Here is a 20,985-nt window from a genome sequence, read left to right on the forward strand (position 1 = left end):
GTTGTTACTCTGCAATTTGTGTCACTTGAATAATGTTAGGTAGCGTCTCCAGCTCTGATAGAACCGCCGGATCAATATTTTGATCCACTTCAATGGTCATCAGTGCCTCTTGCCCAACCTCTTTGCGCGCCACTTCCATATGACCGATGTTGATCGCAAATTTCGCTAACACATTGGCAACTGCCGCAATCGTCCCGTAGCGATCGTTATGAACGACAAGAATGGCTGGGTGATTACCTGAAAGTCTAAGCTCGAAGCCATTTAATTCTGTGATTTCGATTTTACCTCCGCCAATGGAAATCCCAATTAATTCAAGCTTTCCATTCGCATCTGAGATGTCTACTTTTGCTGTATTCGGATGCGCTGGTACGGCGTCTTCTTCTATAAATTCAATCTCGATGCCTTTGCTTTTGGCAATATCGATCGCTGTTTTGATTCGTTCATCAAATGTATCAAAGTCAAGAACACCGCCAATAATGGCTACATCTGTACCGTGTCCTTTATACGTATCTTTAAAAGAGCCATAAAATGAAACGACAATTCGTTTCGGTTCTCTTCCGAATAAACTGCGTGCCACTCTTCCTATACGAGCCGCACCCGCTGTGTGCGAACTTGATGGACCAATCATGACGGGTCCAATAATATCAAACACACTTCTAAATTTCATAGGTCTTCCCCTCTCATAACCGCTTGCGTAGTGGTTTGTTTCTTCCTTTAGACTAATGGATTCATTCGATTCCCGCAACTCATTTCAGCAATGAACGCCTAGTAAAAAATTGCAAAAGAAGAAGAAGGGCTTTATGTGCCCTTCTTTCTTTATTCAACAGCCAAAATATATGAATAAAGCGGCTGTTTCCCATCGTGGACTTCAACTTCTACATCTTCAAATGTTTTTTCAATATATGCTTCTAACGCTTCCATCTCATCAGATGTTGCATCTTCGCCTTTAATGATGGTGACAATCTCATCATCTTCTGTCACCATTTGGTTCAAAAGCTCTTTTGCAGCATCTAATTGATTTTTAGCTGTTAAGGTGATTTTTCCATTGTATAGACCCATATAATCGCCTTTAGCAATGTCGATTCCATCAATTTGGGTATCTCTCACTGCAAAGGTAATTTGGCCGCTTTTCACATGATCAATCGCTTCTAGCATCGCTGCTTCATTGTCTTCATTTGAAGCTGTTTCATTTAGAGAAAGAAGTGCCGACATCCCTTGAGGAACAGTCTTCGTCGGAATAACAACGACCTCACGACTTGAGACAGTTGCCGCCTGTTTAGCTGCCATGACAATATTAGAATTATTAGGTAAGATAAAGACGGTTTCGGCATGAATGCTATCAATTGCTTTGACAATGTCTTCTGTGCTCGGATTCATCGTCTGCCCGCCTTCAATCACGACGGAAGCCCCGATACTTTTAAACAAGTCCGCAATTCCTTCTCCCATTGCAACACTCACTACCCCAAAACGCTGTTTTTTAGCAGCAGGTGCTTTTGGTGCAGCAGTCGAGTGATCTTTTTCTTCATTGACGATCGAGCTATGCTGCTCTCTCATGTTTTCTATTTTCATATTGATCAAGCTGCCGTAGCGCTGTGCATATGATAAGACTTCTCCTGGGTGCTCTGCATGAATATGAACCTTCGCTAGCGTATCATCAGATACCACAAGAAGTGAATCTCCGAATTCGCTTAATTCTTCTCTAAAGGCATTTTCTTCAAAGGACTGTTTATCTTCTTCAAATTTCACCATAAATTCTGTACAATAGCCAAATTCTATATCTTCTGTGTTCATATGGCTTTGTGCACTTTTATGATGCTCTGCACTCACAAGTTCTTTTAATGTTGGCAAAGAGGCTGTTTTAGGAGGAAGATCCTCTCCTCTTAAAGAAGCAAGAAAACCTTCATATACACAAAGAAGCCCTTTACCGCCGCTATCTACAACACCGACTTCTTTTAATACTGGAAGGAGATCTGGTGTGCGGTCAAGTGATGCTCTTGCTTCCTCAATCGTTAATTCAAGAACACGATCAATTTGATCTTCTGCCGCTGAAACAGCAACCGCTTTCTTTGCTGCGTCTTTTGCAACCGTTAAGATGGTGCCTTCAATCGGTTTCATGACGGCTTTATATGCTGTATCAACACCCGCCTGCAAGGCAAGGGCAAATTCTTTGGCGTCAATCGTTTCTTTGTGCTCTATATTTTTACTGAACCCTCTGAAGAGCTGAGACAGGATGACACCTGAGTTTCCTCTTGCGCCCATCAATAGCCCTTTTGAGAGAGCCACCCCGACCTTACCAATGTGATCGGTATTTGTTTCTTCAACTGCTTTTGCCCCTGAAGTCATCGACAAATTCATATTTGTCCCCGTGTCTCCGTCTGGCACTGGAAAAACATTTAACGCATCAACAATTTGTGCGTTTTGAGAAAGATGGTGTGCACCTGCAAGAATCATTTTTGCAAATGAGCGGCCATCAAGATTTCTAATAGACAATATATTTCCTCCTTACTACGGATTCGTAACTTTTACTCCTTGTACGTAAATGTTGACTGAGTCAACTGAAAGTCCAATTGTGTGATGAATCGTATATTTGACTTTCGTTTGAACATTATGTGCGACTTCTGATATTTTTGTACCGTAGCTGACGATGATGTACATATCAATATGAATGCGGTCTTCTTTTTGACGCACAAGAACACCCCGGCTGAAGTTCTCTTTGCGGAGAATATCCGTCAAGCCGTCCTTTATTTGATTTTTGGACGCCATGCCAACAATACCATAGCAATCGATCGCAGCGCCTCCTGCCACCATTGCAATGACTTCATTTGATATATCAATTTGTCCGTATTTCGTTCTAAGTTCAATGGACACATTGGTTCCCCCTTTTTGAGAAATTGCCCTGAGTTATCACTATTTTACTATAAGACCCTTCTTTTTAAAAGAAATCATTCAATCCGACCCAATCCTACTTATACTATAGCCTTGATTTTTTATCAAGATGTCAAGGTATTTTTCTTGAAAGAGGTGGAAACAATCCTTGCAAACCCCTTGAAGCTGTGGTAAATTATTAAAGTATCTTGAGGCATCTCTAAGTACGTATATGAAGAATATGATGATGTTTTCGCAGTTAGGAGGGAAACAAATGGCACGTAAATGCGTTATTACAGGCAGAAAAACAAAAGCTGGGAACAACCGTTCTCACGCAATGAACTCTACAAAACGTACATGGGGCGCGAACCTTCAAAAAGTTCGTATTCTAGTGGACGGTAAGCCTAAAAGAGTATATGTATCAGCTCGAGCTTTGAAATCTGGTAAAGTTGAGCGTGTATAAGCAAGAGTAAACGCCTGCTACAGTTAAATGTAGCAGGCGTTTTTATGTGGAAATAAAGGAGATTACTCATTAATCTTTCTTAAATGAACCAAGCATCGCACGGACAATGCCGCCAAGAAATCTAGGCAGTTTGATTGTATAAAATTTCATTTTGTCCCCCTCCTAAAAGTACCGCTTGCAGCACAATTGAGCTTAATCAGCCATCCACGTTGATAGGTTGGTCAATCTTTGCTTCTTACCATTATTAATATGCCTTCATGAAAAGAAAAAGTACCATTTGAGTGGATGAGTTCGTTACTAATACATAGTGTGGAACCTGGCTCAATATGACAATTTTTCAGAGGATATTTGAAACCTTTTAATGTCAGCTTTTCAACCGATGTACCGAAGGGCAGAAACGACACATATTTTTTACCTAAGTCTTGTTTGATTGCGTATGTACCAGGGCCAAACATTTGAATGATATTTTGTTTGTCTACGAGTGTGATGCTCTGTTTGTGCTGAATGCCTTTGTAAAGGAGATGGATATTTCCCAGAAAATGATCCGCTCTGCCGCCTGTGATGCCGTAGATTTGAATATGCGATGGGTTCTGACGAAGTGCCCAGTTAAGCGCAAGCTCTAAATCAGTTTCATCTTTCTCTGCCTGAAAAACATTCAGCGCAGGCAATGTCTTTTTTAGCTCATGAAGCTCTTCTTCTGTCACACTATCAAAATCACCAAATGCTCTTTCAGGAACAATGCCCTCTGCTAGTAAGAAAAGAGTCCCACGGTCTACACCGACCCAGAGAATGTCTTCACGAGATGCTTCATGAGTAAGCGGCGGGATGTATTCAAAAGGACCGCCGGCGACGATATGTATGTGCATGATTACGCTCCTCTCCATTGAAAAAAGAACCAAAGCTCACAATAACTTTGGTTCCTTTCCTTACGCTTCTCGAATCGCCTGAATGGCTGCTGCGCGGTTGTCTTTTCCGTATACCGCTGAGCCGGCGACGAGTAAATTAGCACCTGCATCCTTGCAGCTTCTTGCTGTTTCCACGTTGACACCGCCGTCTATTTCAATGAGTAAATCGGTTAAGCCCTTTTGTTCACTAAGTGCCTTTACTTCTTTTACCTTCTCGAGGACGGATGGAATAAACGCCTGTCCGCCAAAACCAGGGTTCACCGTCATGAATAATACTAGATCCACATCCTCTAATACATGCTCAATTTGAGAAACAGGTGTATGCGGGTTTAAGACGACCCCTGCTTTTACACCTTGCTCTTTGATGTGCTGTATCGTGCGGTGCAAGTGCGGACACGCCTCGACATGAACAGAGATGATGTCAGCGCCTGCTTTTGCAAATGCAGGGATATACTCATCTGGCTGTTCAATCATTAAATGGACATCGAGTGGCAGCTTTGTATGCGGTCTGATCGCTTCCACTACATTTGGTCCAAATGTGATATTCGGTACGAAATGACCATCCATCACATCAATATGAATATAATCCGCTCCGCCTTGTTCCACATCACGGATATCTTTCTCCAAATGAGCAAAATCTGCTGATAAAATGGAAGGGGCAATATAAACCATGATTTAGTACCTCGGCTTTCTGTCTTTGATTTCAGCTAAAAATTCTAAATAATGCAGATAGCGATACTCTCTGATCTGCTCATGCTCTACAGCATCTTTTACCGCACAGCCAGGCTCTTTCACGTGCAAACAGCCTCTAAACTTACAATCTGCGCTTCTCTCTCTGATTTCTAAGAAATAGAGCCCTAAATCCTCCGCTTCGATGCCTGTAAATTCAAGTGAGCTGAAGCCAGGTGTATCTGCAATGAGCCCTTCAGCCGTTCGTATGAGTTCCACATGTCTTGTTGTATGTTTTCCCCTGCCAAGATGGGAGGAAATATCATTTGTTTTCAGCGCCAAATCAGGGCTCATCGCATTTAAAAGAGAGGATTTACCTACACCAGACTGACCTGCAAATACGGTGATTTTATTGTAAAAGTGCGGGGTCAGCTGTTCAATTCCATCCTTCTCAATCGTGGATGTTAAATGAACATCATATCCAATTTGTCGATAGTCTTCTGCATATGCTTGAATGGCCTCACGCTCTTGCTCTGTTTTCAGCAGATCGATTTTTGTGATACAGATCAACGGCTTGATATGATTGGCTTCAACAAGCACGAGGAATCTGTCTAAAAGCGATGTACTAAAGGTAGGCTCTGCCGCTGAGAAAACAAGCACCGCTTGATCAACGTTACTGATGGGCGGCCGAACAAGTTCATTTGTCCGCTCTTTTACTTCTAATAAGTAGCCTTCCTTATCGTTGTCTGCTTGATAGACGACATAATCTCCAACAAGAGGTGTTATTTTGTTTTTACGAAAAATGCCTCTTGCTCTGCACTGAATCACTTTTCCACTTTCTTCAGACTCATCCAGCACATAATAAAATCCGCTTAATGCTTTAATAATTTTGCCCTCAGGCATAAAGTCCCTCCTTTATTCATCATCAGGGTATTCGATCGTTTTGGAGCTCACCACTTTATCATCCACCGTCACCTGATAATATCCTTTTTGACCTGGTTCAATCTTAAATTTAATCGTTCGCTCAGTTGGCGCAGTGATTTTAAAGGTTTCATATAAATCAGAAATGCTATGTTCTGCATCATCAATGGAAATTTGGACATTCATCTCCTGTCCTTCCGTTTCTGGTTCATACGGGATCGAAATCTTTTCAGTCACCGTTTTAGCCGGTTTTGCTTTTGGTCCAAGAGAGAACGTAATTTTGACCGTATCGCCTGGTTTGACAGCTGTCCCCGCTTCTGGTTCCTGCTTCACGACCTCGCCTTTTGGCACATCATCAGAATACGCTTCTTTTTCATCAAGCTTGAGTCCATTGTCCTCTAAATAATTCGATGCTGCCTGCTTACTATACGTCGTTAAATCACGTAAGGTAATATCGGCAGGACCTAAACTGACGGTTAAAGTGACTTCCTCATCTGCGGCGACAAGCTCTGTGCTGGCGGAAGGCTGCTGTTCCATGACGATCCCTGATTCGGTGTCATTATCATTCACTTCCTCCACGACGACCTGTTTAAACCCTTTTTTCTCTAATATTTCTTTTGCTTTCTCGACCTTTTCACCTGTGACATCAGGTAATTCGGTTTTTTCTTTACCTGTACTTTCGTAAAGCTGAATTTCTGTTCCTTCTTTTACTTTTGTTCCGATGTTCGGATCCGTTTTGACGACAAGTCCTTTTTCAATTTCATTGTCAGCGATCTCAATAGGATCAGCTGCGACAGTAAATCCGGCTTTTTTTAAGGTATCTTCTGCTTTTTCAACTGTCATGCCAGACACATCGGTGACCTCTATATCTTTTGGAAAAAGGAAACCCGGAAATACAGTGATCGCTAAAATCGTCGCGGTCGTCAAAATAAAGAAGATCGACGCCACGATCCACGGCCATTTTTTTCGTTTTTTCTTCTGTTTTTGTTTCTCTTTTTTCTTCGGCTTTTGAACTGGATGAACGGCTGTTTTTTCATGATCTTGATCAACTTGATGATCTTTCATAATGGGAATGGCTTTTGTTGCTTCATGATCTTCTTCAATCACAAAGCGTTTTTCTTTTAGTCTTGCAGGGTCAAAAGCCGTTTTTAAATCCTTTTGCATTTCAGATGCATCTTCATATCGATAAAATGGATCTTTTGCCATCGCCTTTAAAATGATGTTCTCCACGCTTTGTGGAACAGAAGGGTTCCATCTTCTCACAGAAGGCGGTTCTGACTGCAAATGCTTCAGTGCGACACTGACAGCAGATTCTCCTTCAAATGGCATGCGTCCTGAGATGAGCTCATAGAGCACAATACCAAGTGAATAGATGTCTGATTTTTTCGTTGCAAGACCTCCGCGTGCTTGCTCTGGAGATAAATAATGAACAGAGCCAAGAACAGAATTGGTATGGGTAATGGTCGCTGAGCTGAGTGCCATGGCAATGCCAAAATCAGTGACTTTGATATTCCCCATGTTGTCTATTAATATATTGTGAGGCTTAATGTCCCGGTGGACGAGCTGTTTCGCATGGGCTTCTTCCATCGCAGCCACGACTTGCTCCATGATGCGAACGGCTTCTTTTGGATGAAGCGGGCCATTGGTGTGTATGTATTCTTTCAGCGTCATCCCCTCGACATACTCCATGACAATATAATAAATGTCATCTTCTTCTCCGACATCGTAGATGCTGACAATATTTGGGTGGTCTAAGCTTGCGGCTGATTGCGCTTCTCTCCTGAAACGTCTAATAAAATCATCATCGCTTGCAAAGTCAAACCGCAAAATTTTAATCGCCACTTCGCGATCTAAAATCATATCCTCCGCCAAATAAACGTTTGCCATTCCGCCTCCGCCTATGACGCGAAGAATCTGATAACGGCCGCTGATCCTTTTTCCGATCAACACGTGCTGTCACCCTCCTCTGTTTGGGAGGAGATTTCTAACAGTACTGCTGTAATGTTATCTTCACCGCCGTTGTCATTCGCTGTTTGAACTAACTCTGTTACTTTTTCGTCTGGTGCGGTTGTTTGCGTTAAAATCTGAATTAGGTTCTCTTCTTCTACTTTATTGGATAACCCATCTGAGCAAAGCAAAATTTGATCTCCTGGATCAATTTCAAAAGTTCGTGCATCGATTTGAACGTGTTTATCCGTTCCTAAAGCTTTGGTGAGCACATTTTTTCTTGGGTGATATTCTGCATCCGCTTTTGAGATCTCGCCTGTTTTCACAAGCTCATTGACAAGTGAGTGATCATCCGTTAATTGGGTCAGTGCTCCATCTCTTAGTAAGTAACAGCGGCTGTCACCAATATGGACGATTGTGACCGTTTGCAAATGAACGAGCGCACAAACAATGGTCGTCCCCATTCCTTGGCATTCCTTATTGTTTCTTGCATGTTCATATATTTGGTCATTAATGTCGCTCACTTTTGAGATTAACCAGCTTTCTTGATCGGCTGGATTACTTGGAATTGAAGATGTTTCCTCCCAGTATTCTTTTAAAGAAGAAACTGCCATCTTGCTGGCTACATCACCAGCAAGATGACCTCCCATTCCATCTGCTACAACAGCTAGAATTGCGTCTTCTTTTGCTTCAAAAATACCTGCATCATCTTCATTATGCTGACGGACTTTTCCTGTATCGGTTTGAAAGGCTGCCCTTATCAACATTCGTCACCTCGTCTCTTCCTGACGCTCCTTCGCTCTTAGCTGACCGCAAGCAGCATCAATGTCATGGCCTTGCTCTCGTCTAATCGTAACGTTTACGCCTCGTTCTTTCAGCGTTTTTTCAAATAGGAAGATTTGTTCTCTCGGTGTTCTTACATAATCTCTCTCCGGTACATAGTTCACCGGGATGAGGTTTACGTGGCATTTGATTCCTTTTAATAAATCAGCCAGTTCTTCTGCGTGATGAACTTGATCATTGACTCCGCCAAACAGGCCGTATTCAAAACTCACACGTCTGCCTGTTTTTTGAATGTAGTATTCAATGGCTTCCATTAATTTTGGTAGCTTATATGCCTTATTGATTGGCATGAGGCGACTTCTAATCTCTGTATTTGGTGCGTGCAGAGAGACAGCAAAGTTAATCTGCATTTGCTCATCAGCAAATTGATAAATCTTTGGAATGATCCCGCTCGTTGAAACCGTAATATGACGTGCGCCAATATTTAAGCCATTGTCATGGTTAATGATTTTAAGGAAGGCAAGCATTTCTTCAAAGTTATCAAATGGTTCACCAATTCCCATGATCACAACAGAGCTGACGCGTTCATCTGTTTCATCAAGCGCCTGCTGCACTTTCAGTACTTGGGCAACGATTTCTCCTGCCTCAAGGTTTCGTTTCAAACCGCCAAGTGTAGATGCACAGAATGTACAGCCAATTCTACAGCCAACCTGTGTTGTCACGCAGACAGAGTTGCCGTACTCGTGACGCATCAGCACTGTTTCGATTGTATAGCCATCATGTAATTCAAATAAAAACTTGATCGTTCCATCTTGAGATGTTTGTTTAATCACTGTTTTTAATGTTGTGATCGCAAATTGTTCCTTTAGTTTTTCTCTTAACTCCTTTGAGAGGTTAGACATTTCGTCAAAGGATGTGACACGTTTTTCATAAAGCCACTCAAAAATTTGCGTTGCACGGAAAGGCTTTTCGCCTTGTTCTTTTAACCATTCTTTGATTTCGTGAAGCTCAAATGAATAGATCGACGGCATGTCTGTTTTCAGTTCTTTTCTTACTTTTCGTTTTTGTTCTGTCATTTTTTATCCCTTCTTTCTCATGCTGCAAATAAAGAAACCATCTGTTCCGAAATAATGAGGAAGGATTTGCACACTTCCATTTTGAACAAACGGAGCAACCTGCTCAGGCAGCCGTTCATTAAGAGATAGATCGGGTTCGAAGTCTTGGTGTTCTTGTAAAAACGCATGAATCACTTGTTGATTTTCTATTGGATCCATTGTACATGTACTGTATACAAGGGTTCCGCCCGGCTTTAAAAGCGGAGCTGTTTCATGCAGGATGGCTTGCTGAATCGCTGCAAGTCTTGCTGCGTCTTCTCGAGACTTTGTATATTTCATATCTGGTTTTCGTCTGATGACGCCAAATCCTGAACACGGTGCATCAATGAGAATGCGGTCAAACGAAGCTTCACTATAAGCATCTGATGCTTTTCTTGCATCGAGCGCTTTTGCCTCAATTTTAGTTAAGTTCAGGCGCTTTGCTGCTTGTTTGATTAGTTTTACTTTGTGTTCATGTAAATCAAGCGACACAATTTTCCCCTCATCGTTCATTCGCTCTGCGATATGTGTTGATTTTCCGCCAGGAGCCGCACAGGCATCGAGCACCATTTCTCCCGGCTGCGGGTCAAGCGCTCTTGCAACAAGCATGGAGCTTTCATCTTGAATCGTCACAAAGCCCTCTTGAAAGAAAGGAGTGGCTACGATAGAGCCTTTCATGAGCTTAAGTGCATCCTCAGATAAGTCGCCAAGCTCTGTTTCAATTCCTGCATCCATTAGTTCTTGCTGTAATGCCGCGCGGTCCGTCTTCATTCGATTGACACGAAGGGTTTGCTTTGGCGGTACTAAATGAATGCGGCACATGCTTTCTGCTGCTTCAAATCCGTACGCCTCAACCCATTCCTGAATGAGCCATAATGGGTGGCTTGTCTCCACCGATAGCCGCTTGACCGGATCTTTGATGGCATCAAATGATGGGACTCCCTCTCTTTGTACAGAACGAAGAACACCGTTGACAAGTGACGAAATGCCTTTATGTCCGCGCTTTTTCGTGAGCTCGACTGCTTCATGGATGGCCGCACGATCTGGAATTTTTTCAAGGTAAACCATTTGATACAGAGACATACGCAAAAGCTGCATCACCCACGGAGCCACTTTTTGCGGTTTTTTCACAAAAGGCGTGAGCATGTAATCAAGTGCCAGCTTATTTTGCAGTGTACCGTATACAAGCTCTGTTAACAGCGGTTTGTCCTGATCCGAAAGTTCTTGCTCTTTCATCACTGACTGCAAAAGCAAGTTACTGTAGGCTTGATTTTGTTCAAGTTTAATTAAAGCGTCCAGCGCTACTTCTCTCACATTACTTTTCTTCATTTAATAACCCTAATTTCTGTCCAATTTCGATATTTGCGCCTCTTAAGAAGTCTTCACCGCTCATTTTTTTCTTTCCAGCGGGCTGTACACTCGTTAATAAAAGGCCTTGCTCATTCCCCGTTCCAATGACTGGCCCTTCTTTTTGCAGCTCAATCACCTTTCCAGGTTCTTCCTTAGTTTGGAGCGAAACTTTTTTCGCTTCCCACACCTTTAAATTGGCGCCGTTCCATTCAGTATAGGCAACTGGCCATGGATTTAAGCCGCGAACTTGGTTGTAAAGCACTTCTCCTGGTTTTGTCCAGTCTAGTCTTTCCTGCTCCCGCTTAATATTTGGTGCATAGGTTGCTGCCTCTTCATTTTGCGGGATTGGCGAGATGGACCGGCTTAATATATTTGGAATCGTGTCTTTTAATAAGGCCGCACCAGCGACACTTAATTTATCATGCAGTGTTCCCACATTGTCTAATTCATCAATTTCTACTTCTACTTTGCTAATCATGTCACCTGCATCAAGCTTTTCAACCATATACATGATCGTGACGCCTGTTTTCTTTTTGCCTTGCAGGATCGCATAATGGATCGGTGCACCGCCTCTTAGCTCTGGCAAAAGAGAGGCATGAACGTTGATACAGCCAAATTCAGGCTCATCCAGTAATCTTTTTGGCAGAATTTGTCCGAATGCTGCCGTTACGATTAAATCAGGCTTTAGCGCAAGCACTTTATCGATTTCTTCATCAAGACGCACCTTTTCAGGCTGTAAAACTGGAATGCCATGTTTTAGGGCTTCTACTTTCACAGGAGGCGGCGTGAGCACTCGTTTTCTGCCTTTCGGGCGATCTGGCTGTGTGACGACCCCTACGACTTCATATCCTTCTGTTATGAGCGTTTGCAGCACAGGTACTGAGAAATCAGGGGTTCCCATAAATACAATACGTGCCATTTTCTTCACCCTTCCATTTCCGCAAGTTCTTTTTCTGTATAGGTTTGAATGATCTTCGACGTGAATAATACGCCGTCTAAATGATCAATTTCATGCAATAAAGCTCTTGCTAAAAATCCTTCTGCTTCTATTGTAAATGGTTTGCCTTTCTTATCAAAGGCTTTCACCTTCACATAATTTGGTCTTTCGACCGTTCCGTACAAAGATGGAAAGCTCAGGCAGCCTTCAATGTCTGTCTGACTCCCTACCACTTCAAGAATCTCTGGATTGACTAAGTCAATCCTTCCAGAATCTTCTCCTATGTCAACCACAGCGATTCTTTTTGAGATGCCGATTTGCGGTGCGGCTAGGCCGACTCCATCTAGCTCAAGCATTGTATCATACATATCATCCAGCATTTTTTTGAGTTTTTTATCGAATGTATCAACAAGCTCTGTTTGTTGTTCAAGAACGTCTGCCGGATGTAAGACGATCGGTTTGATTGCCACTAAAAGCCCTCCGTTTTACATCATCATATATGGATTCATATCGATTGAAATCATCAACTGTTTTTGTTCCATTTCTTTTTGATAATGATCTTGTATTTTCCGTAATAAACTTGCCAGTTCATTTTCCCTTTTGTATTTTATCACGCATTGATAGCGATATCTATCTTTGATCTTAGCGATTGGAGAAGCAGCCGGACCGAGAATTCTTGTATTCGGTGCACAGTTCATTTTCAGGAACTGAACAATTTTGTCCGTTACATGTGCTGCCTTTGTCACTTCTTCATGTGACACAGTCACCATGGCCAAAAAGTAAAACGGCGGATAGGACTGATGACGGCGATGCAGCATCTCCTGCTCATAGAAGGCTTCATAATCATGCTGCTTGGTTAATTCAATACTATAGTGCGAAGGTGTATACGATTGAATAATGACTGAGCCCGCTTTTTCATGACGGCCCGCCCGGCCGCTTACTTGGGTGAGAAGCTGAAATGTTTTTTCACTTGAACGAAAATCAGGGATATGAAGGGACGTATCAGCACTCAGTACACCGACAAGTGTAACATCTGGAAAATCTAAGCCTTTTGCAATCATCTGCGTACCAAGCAGAATATCGGCTTCTTTGTTGCCAAATGACGTGAGAAGCTTTTCATGTGCCCCTTTTCGAGAGGTTGTATCCACATCCATTCGGATCACCCTCGCTTCAGGCAATACCTTCGTAAGCTCTTCTTCGACACGCTGCGTACCTGTACCAAAATAGCGAATATGCTCACTGCTACATTCCGGACATTCAGCAGGTACCGGAGCTTCATGACCGCAATAATGACACTTCAGCCGTTTTTGATCGCGATGATACGTAAGAGAAATCTCGCAATGAGGACATTGCTCCACATATCCGCAATCACGGCACATCACAAAGGATGAATAGCCTCTTTTATTGAGAAATAAAACGGCTTGTTCTTTCCTTTCCAGCACTTCTTTTAACCTGAGCATTAATTCTTCTGAGAACATGGACCGGTTGCCGTTCCTTAATTCTTCTCTCATATCAATTAACGAGACGTGCGGGAGCTGCTGCTGGTTCACTCGTCGTTTTAGCGTCAGCAATGTATAGACACCTTTTTTCGCACGTGCATACGACTCAAGCGAAGGCGTTGCACTGCCTAATACAACAGGACATTGGTGCCGTCTAGCCCGTTCAATGGCAACATCCTTTGCATGATACCGAGGCATTTCTTCTTGTTTATAGGACGATTCATGCTCTTCATCTATAATAATCATTCCTAAATTCTCAAATGGAGCAAAAACAGCAGATCTTGCACCGACGACAAGCTTGACTTCCTTGCGGTGGATTTTCCGCCACTCATCATATTTTTCCCCAGTCGACAATCCGCTATGAAGAACAGCCACATTGGAGCCAAAGCGTTCTTTAAACCGCTGGACCATTTGAGGGGTTAAGGAGATTTCAGGAACTAGTACGATCGCTTCTTTTCCTTTTTGGAGGACATGATCAATTGTCTGCAAATAAATCTCCGTTTTCCCGCTTCCTGTCACCCCGTGCAGCAAAAACGTTTCATGTTGATCATCACTCACTGCTTGGTGAATGGGTTTGGCCGCTTCAGCTTGTTCTGTCGTGAGATCAAGAGGAGTAGAGGGTGTAAATTCCCGGTCACGATAAGGATCTCGATAGATTTCTTCGTAGCTTTCTGTTAACAAACCTTCCTGAATCAAAGCTTTTAACGTTTGAGAACTAGCGCCTGTTTGCTGCTGCAGGTCTTTTGCTAAAAACGTCGCCTTATTTGCTCGAACCAAAAAGGATAGCAATGCCTTCTGTTTCACCGCATTTTTCTTTAGCCGCTCCTGCTTTTCTTCGAGTTTTTCTTTCGAAACGGCAACCTGAAGCATACGCACCTTTTTCTTTCCAGATTTTTGAGAGACATGGTATCTGACCTCTAGATGACCTTTTTGGACATGCTTTTGAATGTGCTTCAGCTGTTCAGGCGGGATGTCAGCGTAAAGGATGCTCTCTTGCTGACCGAAAAGCTCTTTCAATGACTGCGGAAGTTCCTCATCTGACAGCACCTGAATTTCTTTTTCATACTTGGCCTTCATCGCTGCCGGCAGCATGGATTGAAGAGCCGTGATATGATAGGATAATGTTTTTTCCGTCAGCCAGTGGGAAAGCTCCAATAGCTCATCTGTCAGAACAGGAGATACATCAAATAAATCCACAATGTCCTTTATGCTGCCTGTTTTTACGTCTGTTTCGTCTTTGATTTTTGTCACAAACCCTTGAATCTTCCTCGGGCCAAAGGGAACAACCACCCGCATACCAGCCTTGACAAGGTCTTTGAAACGGTCTGGCACACGATAGTCAAATGGCCGATCGATGGCTTTTGTTGTGACATCAACAATGACTTCAGCAATCATGCTTGATCACGCTCTTTTGGCAACAGTTGTTTTGCCTCTTTTAAAATTTCAAAAGCAAGGTCTTTTTTACTCATCATTGGCAGCTCTTTTTTTGTTCCGTCTGCTTTGATAATCGCTGCGACATTTGTATCTGTGCCAAAGCCTGCGCCCTCTGCTGTGACATTGTTAGCGACAATCATATCTAAATGCTTGGATTCGATTTTCTTTTTCGCATAATATTCTACATCTTGCGTTTCAGCTGCAAACCCGACAAGCACTTGGTGCTCTTTTCTTTTCCCCAGCTCTTTTAAAATATCTTTTGTCCGCGTGAATTCAATCTCCATTGCGCCATCCTGTTTTTTCATTTTATGAGAATAGGTCGTAACAGGCGTATAATCGGCAACTGCTGCTGATTTAATCACAAGGTCTGCATCCTCGTACACATCTAAAGCTGCCTGATACATATCCGCAGCTGATTCAACGTGCACCACGTTCACACCATCAGGCGCAGATAAAGAAACAGGCCCTGAAATGAGCGTGACATCAGCCCCCATTTGCTGGGCAGCTTCTGCAATGGCATAGCCCATTTTCCCGGTCGATCGATTTGTAAAGAAACGAACAGGATCGATTACTTCTCGTGTAGGACCTGCTGTCACCACGACTTTTTTACCTGAAAGCGGCAGCCTTTTTGGCTCTTCAAAAAACGCACGAATGTGTTCAACAATTTTCTCTGGCTCTTCTAGACGCCCTTTCCCAATGTACCCGCACGCTAAATAGCCTTCACTTGGCTCAATAAACCGGTAGCCGTCTTCATATAATGTGCGAATGTTCCGCTTGACAGCTGGGTGGTCATACATGTGCACGTTCATGGCCGGTGCGATCCATACAGGAGCTGTTGAAGCAAGCAAGGTCGTTGTGAGCATATCATCAGCAAGTCCTGCGGCCATTTTACCAATTGTATGCGCTGTTGCAGGGGCAACAAGAATGAGATCGGCCCAGTCAGCTACATCAATATGCGCAATGACTTTTGGATTGTTTTCTTTAAATGTATCCACATACACCTCATGTCGAGATAGGGCTTGAAAGGTGAGCGGAGACACAAACTCACGGGCAGATTCCGTCATAATCACTCTTACGTTTGCGCCTGCCTGTACAAGTTTACTAGTGAGTGCAGCTGCTTTGTATACGGCGATTCCTCCGCTGACGCCGAGTAAAATATTTTTTGACTGTAACATTTGTTTGTCCCCCTTAACGGCCTTTTTCACAAATTCGTCTACAATTCAAAAAAGTCAAAACCAATCATAGTTTTGACTTTTTTGAACGTATCGTATCTGCATTGCAGAAGCGATGTGTTATTCTTGCTCTTCTTTTTCGAATGTCAAAAGACCAGCATCGATTTCTTCAAGTGCTTTCCCTACAAATTTGTAGGACTTTGTATTTTCGATTTGTTGATCTTGATGGATCTGCATCTCACGTGCACGGCGTGCAGCCACTGTGACAAGCGTATATTTTGAGTCAAGTTTGTTCATCAATGAGTCAATTGAAGGATCTAACATGGTTTATTCTACCCCCAGCATTTTTTTATATCTTGGTGCGACTCTGTCTCTGCGCAGATGCTCTGCAAGGACGATCGCTTTAATTCTTTCACAAGCAAGTTCGACATCATCGTTTTCAACAACATAGTCGTAAGCATCCATCATTTCAATCTCTTCTTTTGCAGCAGCCATTCGGTTTCGAATAAGATCCTCAGATTCTGTACCGCGCGTCATAATGCGGTTTTGAAGCTCTGAAAGACTAGGCGGTGCAAGGAAAATAAAGAGACCTTCCGGGAATGCTTCTCTTACTTGAAGTGCACCTTGCACTTCGATTTCAAGGAAAACATCTTTTCCTTCGCTCAATGTTTGTTCAACATAGTCAACAGGCGTGCCGTAGTAATTCCCGACATATTCTGCCCATTCTAGCAGCTTTTTGTTTTCAATCATATCTTCAAATTCTTCCCTGGTTTTAAAGAAATAATCAACACCATTTCTTTCACCTTCACGTGGTTTGCGCGTTGTCACAGAAATAGAGTATTCAAATTTCGTATCTTCCTGGGAGAAAATGGCTTGTCTGACCGTTCCTTTTCCAACTCCCGAAGGTCCAGAGAGAACGATTAAAAGTCCTCTTTCTTTCATAATGGCGTATTACCCCTGCCCTTCATCTATGATTTCTTCTTTTACAGAAAGTCTTTGCGCGACAGTCTCAGGCTGAACGGCAGATAAGATGACATGGTCACTGTCCATAATGACAACAGCACGGGTTCTTCTTCCGTATGTAGCATCTATGAGCATGCCTCGATCTCTTGCGTCTTGTATCATTCGTTTAATCGGTGCTGATTCCGGACTGACAATTGAAATCATCCGATTCGCTGAAATGATGTTTCCAAATCCGATATTGATCAACTTTATGGTCATCTTCTTTCGTCCCCCTGTAATATAAACGTCTCTAGTCTCGCCGAAAGAGACGAACTGTAAACAGCATACACAATGACTATTCTATATTTTGCACTTGTTCTTTTATTTTTTCAATAGTACTTTTCATTTCAACCACCAGCTTTGTTAAATGATGATGGTTTGCTTTAGATCCAATCGTGTTCACTTCACGGTTGAGCTCCTGTACTAGAAAGTCAAGCTTTCGGCCGGCAGCTCCGCCTTGCGTCAAAATTTGCTGGAATTGCTGAAAATGACTTTTTAACCGTGTGATCTCTTCTGTAATGTCACAGCGATCTGCAAAGATGGCCGCCTCTGTGGTCAGTCTGCTTTCTTCAAGAGCCTCGCCGATCCATTCCTTCAATCTTTGATTCAATCGTTCTTTGTACTGACTCACAACCTCTGGCGCGAAGACGTTTATTTCTTCTGTAAAAGCCTCTAGCTCAGACAGCCTGAGTTCACAGTCTTTTTGAAGTGATGTCCCCTCTTGCTCTCTCATAAAGCAAAGCTCCTTGACAGCTTCTTCACAAGTGTCTATCAGCAATTGCTCGAGCTGCTCATTTCGGCTGACCGACTCTTCTACTTGAACAGCATGCTCCAGCTTAAGTAAGTCATGTGCATGCTCAATGCCTGAAATGTGATAGCGGTCCTCAAGGTCTTTTGCGGCTTTCATATATTCATCCACAAGCGGCCAGTCGATCTGCAGAGACCGGCTTGCTAGTTTACCGCCTTCAATCGTGACAAACAGCTCAATTCTACCGCGCTGCACGTGACGAAGAATGATTTTTTTCAATGTATCTTCGAAATATAATAGCGGCCTCGGCAAACGGGCATGAACCTCTTTAAAACGGTGATTGACCGATTTTAGCTCGACTGACACTGTCAGTTCTCCATCCGTTTTACTCGCTTGGCCGAATCCCGTCATACTGCGTATCATGTTAAAACACCCAATTCTTTCATATTAATAAAATGAAAAAGGTAATAGCAGACACTATTACCTCAAAATTATACCATAACGAATTATTTTTTTCTTGTCAAAAGTGATCCTGCCAGTAAAAAAGTTGGCAGTGCGGACATGCCGATGATCAACAGCCAATCAATTGGTGCAATCGCCACCGTTTTGAAAATTGGCTGAAGCGGCGGGTAATAAATGACGACAAGCATCAGCAGCAGTGAGGACAAAACAGCACCGATCAAGTATACATTCCCAAATGGGTTACGTTCGAAAATTGATCGTTCACTGCGGCAGTCAAACACATGAATAAGTTGCGCCAAAACGAGTGTGCTGAAAGCAACCGTTTGCGCATATTGAAGATTGTTCGGATCGCGGTGATACACAAACATAAAGGCTAACAAGGTGGCAAGCCCGATAAGAAATCCTCTTGATATGACCTTCCAGCCAAGCCCTCTTGCAAAAATGCCCTCTTTCATGTTCCGCGGCTTTCTCTTCATCACATCGCCTTCAGGCTTATCCATTCCAAGAGCCATAGCCGGGAGACCGTCTGTCACAAGGTTTACCCATAATATTTGAATGGGAACAAGAGGCAGTGGAAGCGCTAAGAGCATTGCAAACAGCATGACCAAAATTTCTCCAACATTTGATGCCAGCAAATAGCGGACAAATTTGCGAATGTTTTCATAAATATTCCGGCCCTCTTTAATGGCGGATTTGATGGTCGCAAAGTTGTCATCAAGTAAAATAAGAGAAGAAGCTTCTTTAGCTACATCTGTCCCGGTAATCCCCATTGATATGCCGATATCTGCTTGTTTAATTGCTGGCGCATCATTGACCCCATCACCTGTCATCGCCACAATATGACCATTTTTTTGATAAGCCTTTACAATTCTTAGCTTATGCTCTGGAGATACCCGTGCAAACACATACACATTTTCAGCCGTTTGCTCAAGCTCTTTGTCGCTAAGCTGGTCCAATGCTTTCCCATCAAGTACCTTTCCTTGCTTTGGTAAAAGGCTTAAATCCTTAGCGATCGCTTTAGCTGTTTCTACGTGATCGCCTGTAATCATCACCGTTTTAATGCCAGCATCTCGGCACTCTTTAATTGCTCGTCTGACTTCAGGACGAGGTGGATCAATCATGCCCTCTAGGCCGATAAATGTCAGACCGGTTTCTGCCTGCTGAACAGATGTGATTTTTTCTGTGAGACTTACTTTTTTATATGCAATCGCAATGGTTCTAAGCGCTTGTCTTGCTAACCCTTTAATCGCAGCTTCCGTTTCTTGTCGATGGGCCTTTGAAAATGAGGCGGTGCGTCCGCCGTGCATCATATGACTTGAACGGTTCATCAGCACATCTGGTGCACCCTTGGCAATCACATACCGCTCTTTCTGATTCGTTTCTACAACGACTGACATCATTTTTCTTTCAGAGTCAAAAGGAAACTCCTCCACTACATGAAATCCCGCTTCTATGAATTGCTCCGTAAAACCCGCTTTACGCGCTGCGGTGAGAAGAGCTCCTTCTGTTGGATCGCCGTCAAGCCTCATCTCTCCATCTTTTTCAACGATAGTCGATGTATTACAAAGTGCTCCGTATAATAACACCTTTTGTAGGGCCGGATGTTTATCCACATGGACAAGCTCTCCGTTTAAGGTGAAATCACCTGACGGCTCGTACCCTGTGCCAGAAATATGCCATGTTTTCCCCTCTGCCCACACATGTGTCACGGTCATTTTATTTTGTGTCATTGTTCCTGTCTTGTCAGAGCAAATAATGGAGGCGCAGCCGAGTGTTTCCACAGCCGGGAGCTTTCTGACAATTGATTTCTGTTTCATCATCCGCTGCACGCCGAGGGAAAGTGCGACGGTTACGATCGCCGGCAGTCCTTCTGGAATCGCAGCAACAGCGAGAGATACACCCGCTAGGAACATATGATACAAATCATGACCTTGCACCACACCAAGCACAACAACAAGCACAGTTAAAAATAATGCAGCAACAATCAGAATTTTCCCAAGCTGTTCAAGACGTCTTTGCAGCGGTGTTTCCATATTGCCTGCTGAATCCAGCATACCAGCAATTTGTCCCATAGCCGTATTCATTCCTGTACCGATGACAACACCTACACCGCTTCCTCTCGTGACAAGCGTCCCCATAAAGGCCATGTTCGTCAAATCTCCAAGCGAGACATGATCTCGTGAAAGTGGACTCGCATGTTTGACCGCTGGGATGGACTCTCCTGTGAGAGCAGATTCTTCGATCTCTAAACTCTTTGTTTCGAGCAATCTGATATCTGCCCCAATTCGGTCCCCGCTTGAAAACTTCACAATATCTCCTGGTACGAGGTGTTTTGACGGAATCTTGACCCACTCATTGTTTCTCCTTGCATACACATGCGGAGTTGATAATTCCTTTAGCGCTTGAAGGGATTTTTCCGCCCGCCGTTCCTGATAAAAGCCGAGCACACCGTTAATAAAGACAATCGCCACAATCGCGCATGCATCAACGTATTCACCTAAAAAGGCAGAAATGATCGTTGCCGCAAGTAAGATTAACACCATAAAATCTTTAAATTGCGCTAAAAAGAGGACGAAAGCCGACGCCTTTTTCCCTTCCTGCAATTCATTTGGCCCGTGCTTTTCAAGCCGCTTTTGCACATCTTTTTCTGACAGTCCGTCACCTATCGATGTATTCATTGTTTTTAATAAATCGGTTTGGTTCAGTTCATGCCAATTCATTTGACCTCGTCCAC

Annotated in this window: 21 protein-coding genes; 1 reads left to right on the plus strand and 20 read right to left on the minus strand. The window is 43.2% G+C overall.

What is annotated here, in order from left to right; all coding sequences use genetic code 11:
• Positions 1-4 precede the first annotated feature (4 nt).
• The 3 genes from sdaAB to GPA07_RS11895 all read right to left on the minus strand — a co-directional run bounded on the left by sdaAB (position 5) and on the right by GPA07_RS11895 (position 2,868).
• Positions 5-667: an L-serine ammonia-lyase, iron-sulfur-dependent subunit beta gene (gene sdaAB, locus GPA07_RS11885; protein ID WP_008354546.1), complete on the minus strand. Its 663-nt coding sequence runs from the start codon at positions 665-667 to the stop codon at positions 5-7.
• Positions 668-816: 149 nt separating this feature from the next.
• Positions 817-2,490 carry a DAK2 domain-containing protein gene (locus tag GPA07_RS11890; protein WP_008354548.1) on the minus strand — a complete coding sequence of 558 codons (1,674 nt, stop codon included), beginning with the start codon at positions 2,488-2,490 and terminating at the stop codon, positions 817-819.
• 15 nt (positions 2,491-2,505) lie between these two features.
• The gene (locus GPA07_RS11895; RefSeq protein WP_008344871.1) at positions 2,506-2,868 is read right to left on the minus strand and encodes an Asp23/Gls24 family envelope stress response protein; all 363 of its coding nucleotides are present in this window, start codon (positions 2,866-2,868) and stop codon (positions 2,506-2,508) included.
• 271 nt (positions 2,869-3,139) lie between these two features.
• Between GPA07_RS11895 and rpmB the strand changes: the two genes are divergently transcribed.
• Positions 3,140-3,328, plus strand: coding sequence for a 50S ribosomal protein L28 (gene rpmB / locus GPA07_RS11900; protein WP_003212514.1), 189 nt, complete (start codon positions 3,140-3,142; stop codon positions 3,326-3,328).
• A gap of 69 nt (positions 3,329-3,397) precedes the next feature.
• Here the strand turns inward: rpmB and spoVM are convergent, their stop codons facing one another.
• The 17 genes from spoVM to GPA07_RS11985 form a co-directional block, all read right to left on the minus strand.
• A complete protein-coding gene (gene spoVM, locus GPA07_RS11905) occupies positions 3,398-3,478 on the minus strand; it encodes a stage V sporulation protein SpoVM (RefSeq protein ID WP_008354550.1) in 81 nt (26 codons plus the stop codon).
• A gap of 71 nt (positions 3,479-3,549) precedes the next feature.
• The gene (locus tag GPA07_RS11910; RefSeq protein ID WP_008354552.1) at positions 3,550-4,194 is read right to left on the minus strand and encodes a thiamine diphosphokinase; all 645 of its coding nucleotides are present in this window, start codon (positions 4,192-4,194) and stop codon (positions 3,550-3,552) included.
• A gap of 60 nt (positions 4,195-4,254) precedes the next feature.
• Positions 4,255-4,905, minus strand: coding sequence for a ribulose-phosphate 3-epimerase (gene rpe / locus GPA07_RS11915; protein WP_008354554.1), 651 nt, complete (start codon positions 4,903-4,905; stop codon positions 4,255-4,257).
• Between the two features lie 3 nt (positions 4,906-4,908).
• Entirely contained in the window at positions 4,909-5,805 is an 897-nt protein-coding gene (gene rsgA, locus GPA07_RS11920; RefSeq protein ID WP_157292573.1) for a ribosome small subunit-dependent GTPase A, read from the minus strand.
• A 12-nt stretch (positions 5,806-5,817) separates the two neighbouring features.
• Positions 5,818-7,773 (minus strand): Stk1 family PASTA domain-containing Ser/Thr kinase, encoded by a 1,956-nt coding sequence (pknB, locus tag GPA07_RS11925; RefSeq protein WP_157292574.1) that lies wholly within the window; start codon positions 7,771-7,773, stop codon positions 5,818-5,820.
• Complete coding sequence (locus tag GPA07_RS11930) at positions 7,767-8,537, minus strand: Stp1/IreP family PP2C-type Ser/Thr phosphatase (protein ID WP_071167637.1); 771 nt, start codon at positions 8,535-8,537, stop codon at positions 7,767-7,769. The genes pknB and GPA07_RS11930 overlap by 7 nt, the downstream gene beginning before the upstream one ends.
• Before the next feature lie 3 nt (positions 8,538-8,540).
• On the minus strand, positions 8,541-9,629 hold the full coding sequence (gene rlmN, locus GPA07_RS11935) for a dual-specificity RNA methyltransferase RlmN (RefSeq protein WP_008354560.1): 1,089 nt from the start codon (positions 9,627-9,629) through the stop codon (positions 8,541-8,543).
• Between the two features lie 3 nt (positions 9,630-9,632).
• Entirely contained in the window at positions 9,633-10,976 is a 1,344-nt protein-coding gene (gene rsmB / locus GPA07_RS11940) for a 16S rRNA (cytosine(967)-C(5))-methyltransferase RsmB (RefSeq protein ID WP_157292575.1), read from the minus strand.
• The gene (gene fmt / locus GPA07_RS11945; RefSeq protein ID WP_008354564.1) at positions 10,963-11,916 is read right to left on the minus strand and encodes a methionyl-tRNA formyltransferase; all 954 of its coding nucleotides are present in this window, start codon (positions 11,914-11,916) and stop codon (positions 10,963-10,965) included. Before fmt ends, rsmB begins: the two co-directional genes overlap by 14 nt.
• A gap of 5 nt (positions 11,917-11,921) precedes the next feature.
• The gene (gene def / locus GPA07_RS11950) at positions 11,922-12,404 is read right to left on the minus strand and encodes a peptide deformylase (protein WP_157292576.1); all 483 of its coding nucleotides are present in this window, start codon (positions 12,402-12,404) and stop codon (positions 11,922-11,924) included.
• A 15-nt stretch (positions 12,405-12,419) separates the two neighbouring features.
• On the minus strand, positions 12,420-14,828 hold the full coding sequence (priA, locus tag GPA07_RS11955; protein WP_008354568.1) for a primosomal protein N': 2,409 nt from the start codon (positions 14,826-14,828) through the stop codon (positions 12,420-12,422).
• A complete protein-coding gene (coaBC, locus tag GPA07_RS11960; RefSeq protein WP_071167640.1) occupies positions 14,825-16,042 on the minus strand; it encodes a bifunctional phosphopantothenoylcysteine decarboxylase/phosphopantothenate--cysteine ligase CoaBC in 1,218 nt (405 codons plus the stop codon). Before coaBC ends, priA begins: the two co-directional genes overlap by 4 nt.
• A gap of 117 nt (positions 16,043-16,159) precedes the next feature.
• Positions 16,160-16,363 (minus strand): DNA-directed RNA polymerase subunit omega, encoded by a 204-nt coding sequence (rpoZ, locus tag GPA07_RS11965; RefSeq protein WP_008354574.1) that lies wholly within the window; start codon positions 16,361-16,363, stop codon positions 16,160-16,162.
• A 3-nt stretch (positions 16,364-16,366) separates the two neighbouring features.
• Entirely contained in the window at positions 16,367-16,981 is a 615-nt protein-coding gene (gmk, locus tag GPA07_RS11970; RefSeq protein ID WP_008354577.1) for a guanylate kinase, read from the minus strand.
• Between the two features lie 9 nt (positions 16,982-16,990).
• Positions 16,991-17,260: an extracellular matrix/biofilm regulator RemA gene (remA, locus tag GPA07_RS11975; protein ID WP_008344898.1), complete on the minus strand. Its 270-nt coding sequence runs from the start codon at positions 17,258-17,260 to the stop codon at positions 16,991-16,993.
• A 76-nt stretch (positions 17,261-17,336) separates the two neighbouring features.
• Positions 17,337-18,212 (minus strand): YicC/YloC family endoribonuclease, encoded by an 876-nt coding sequence (locus tag GPA07_RS11980; RefSeq protein ID WP_008354579.1) that lies wholly within the window; start codon positions 18,210-18,212, stop codon positions 17,337-17,339.
• A gap of 83 nt (positions 18,213-18,295) precedes the next feature.
• Complete coding sequence (locus GPA07_RS11985) at positions 18,296-20,971, minus strand: calcium-translocating P-type ATPase, SERCA-type (protein ID WP_008354582.1); 2,676 nt, start codon at positions 20,969-20,971, stop codon at positions 18,296-18,298.
• Positions 20,972-20,985: the final 14 nt, after the last annotated feature.

It is taken from the genome of Bacillus sp. ms-22, assembly GCF_009759805.1.
Taxonomy (GTDB): Bacteria; Bacillota; Bacilli; order Bacillales; family Bacillaceae; genus Bacillus; species Bacillus xiamenensis.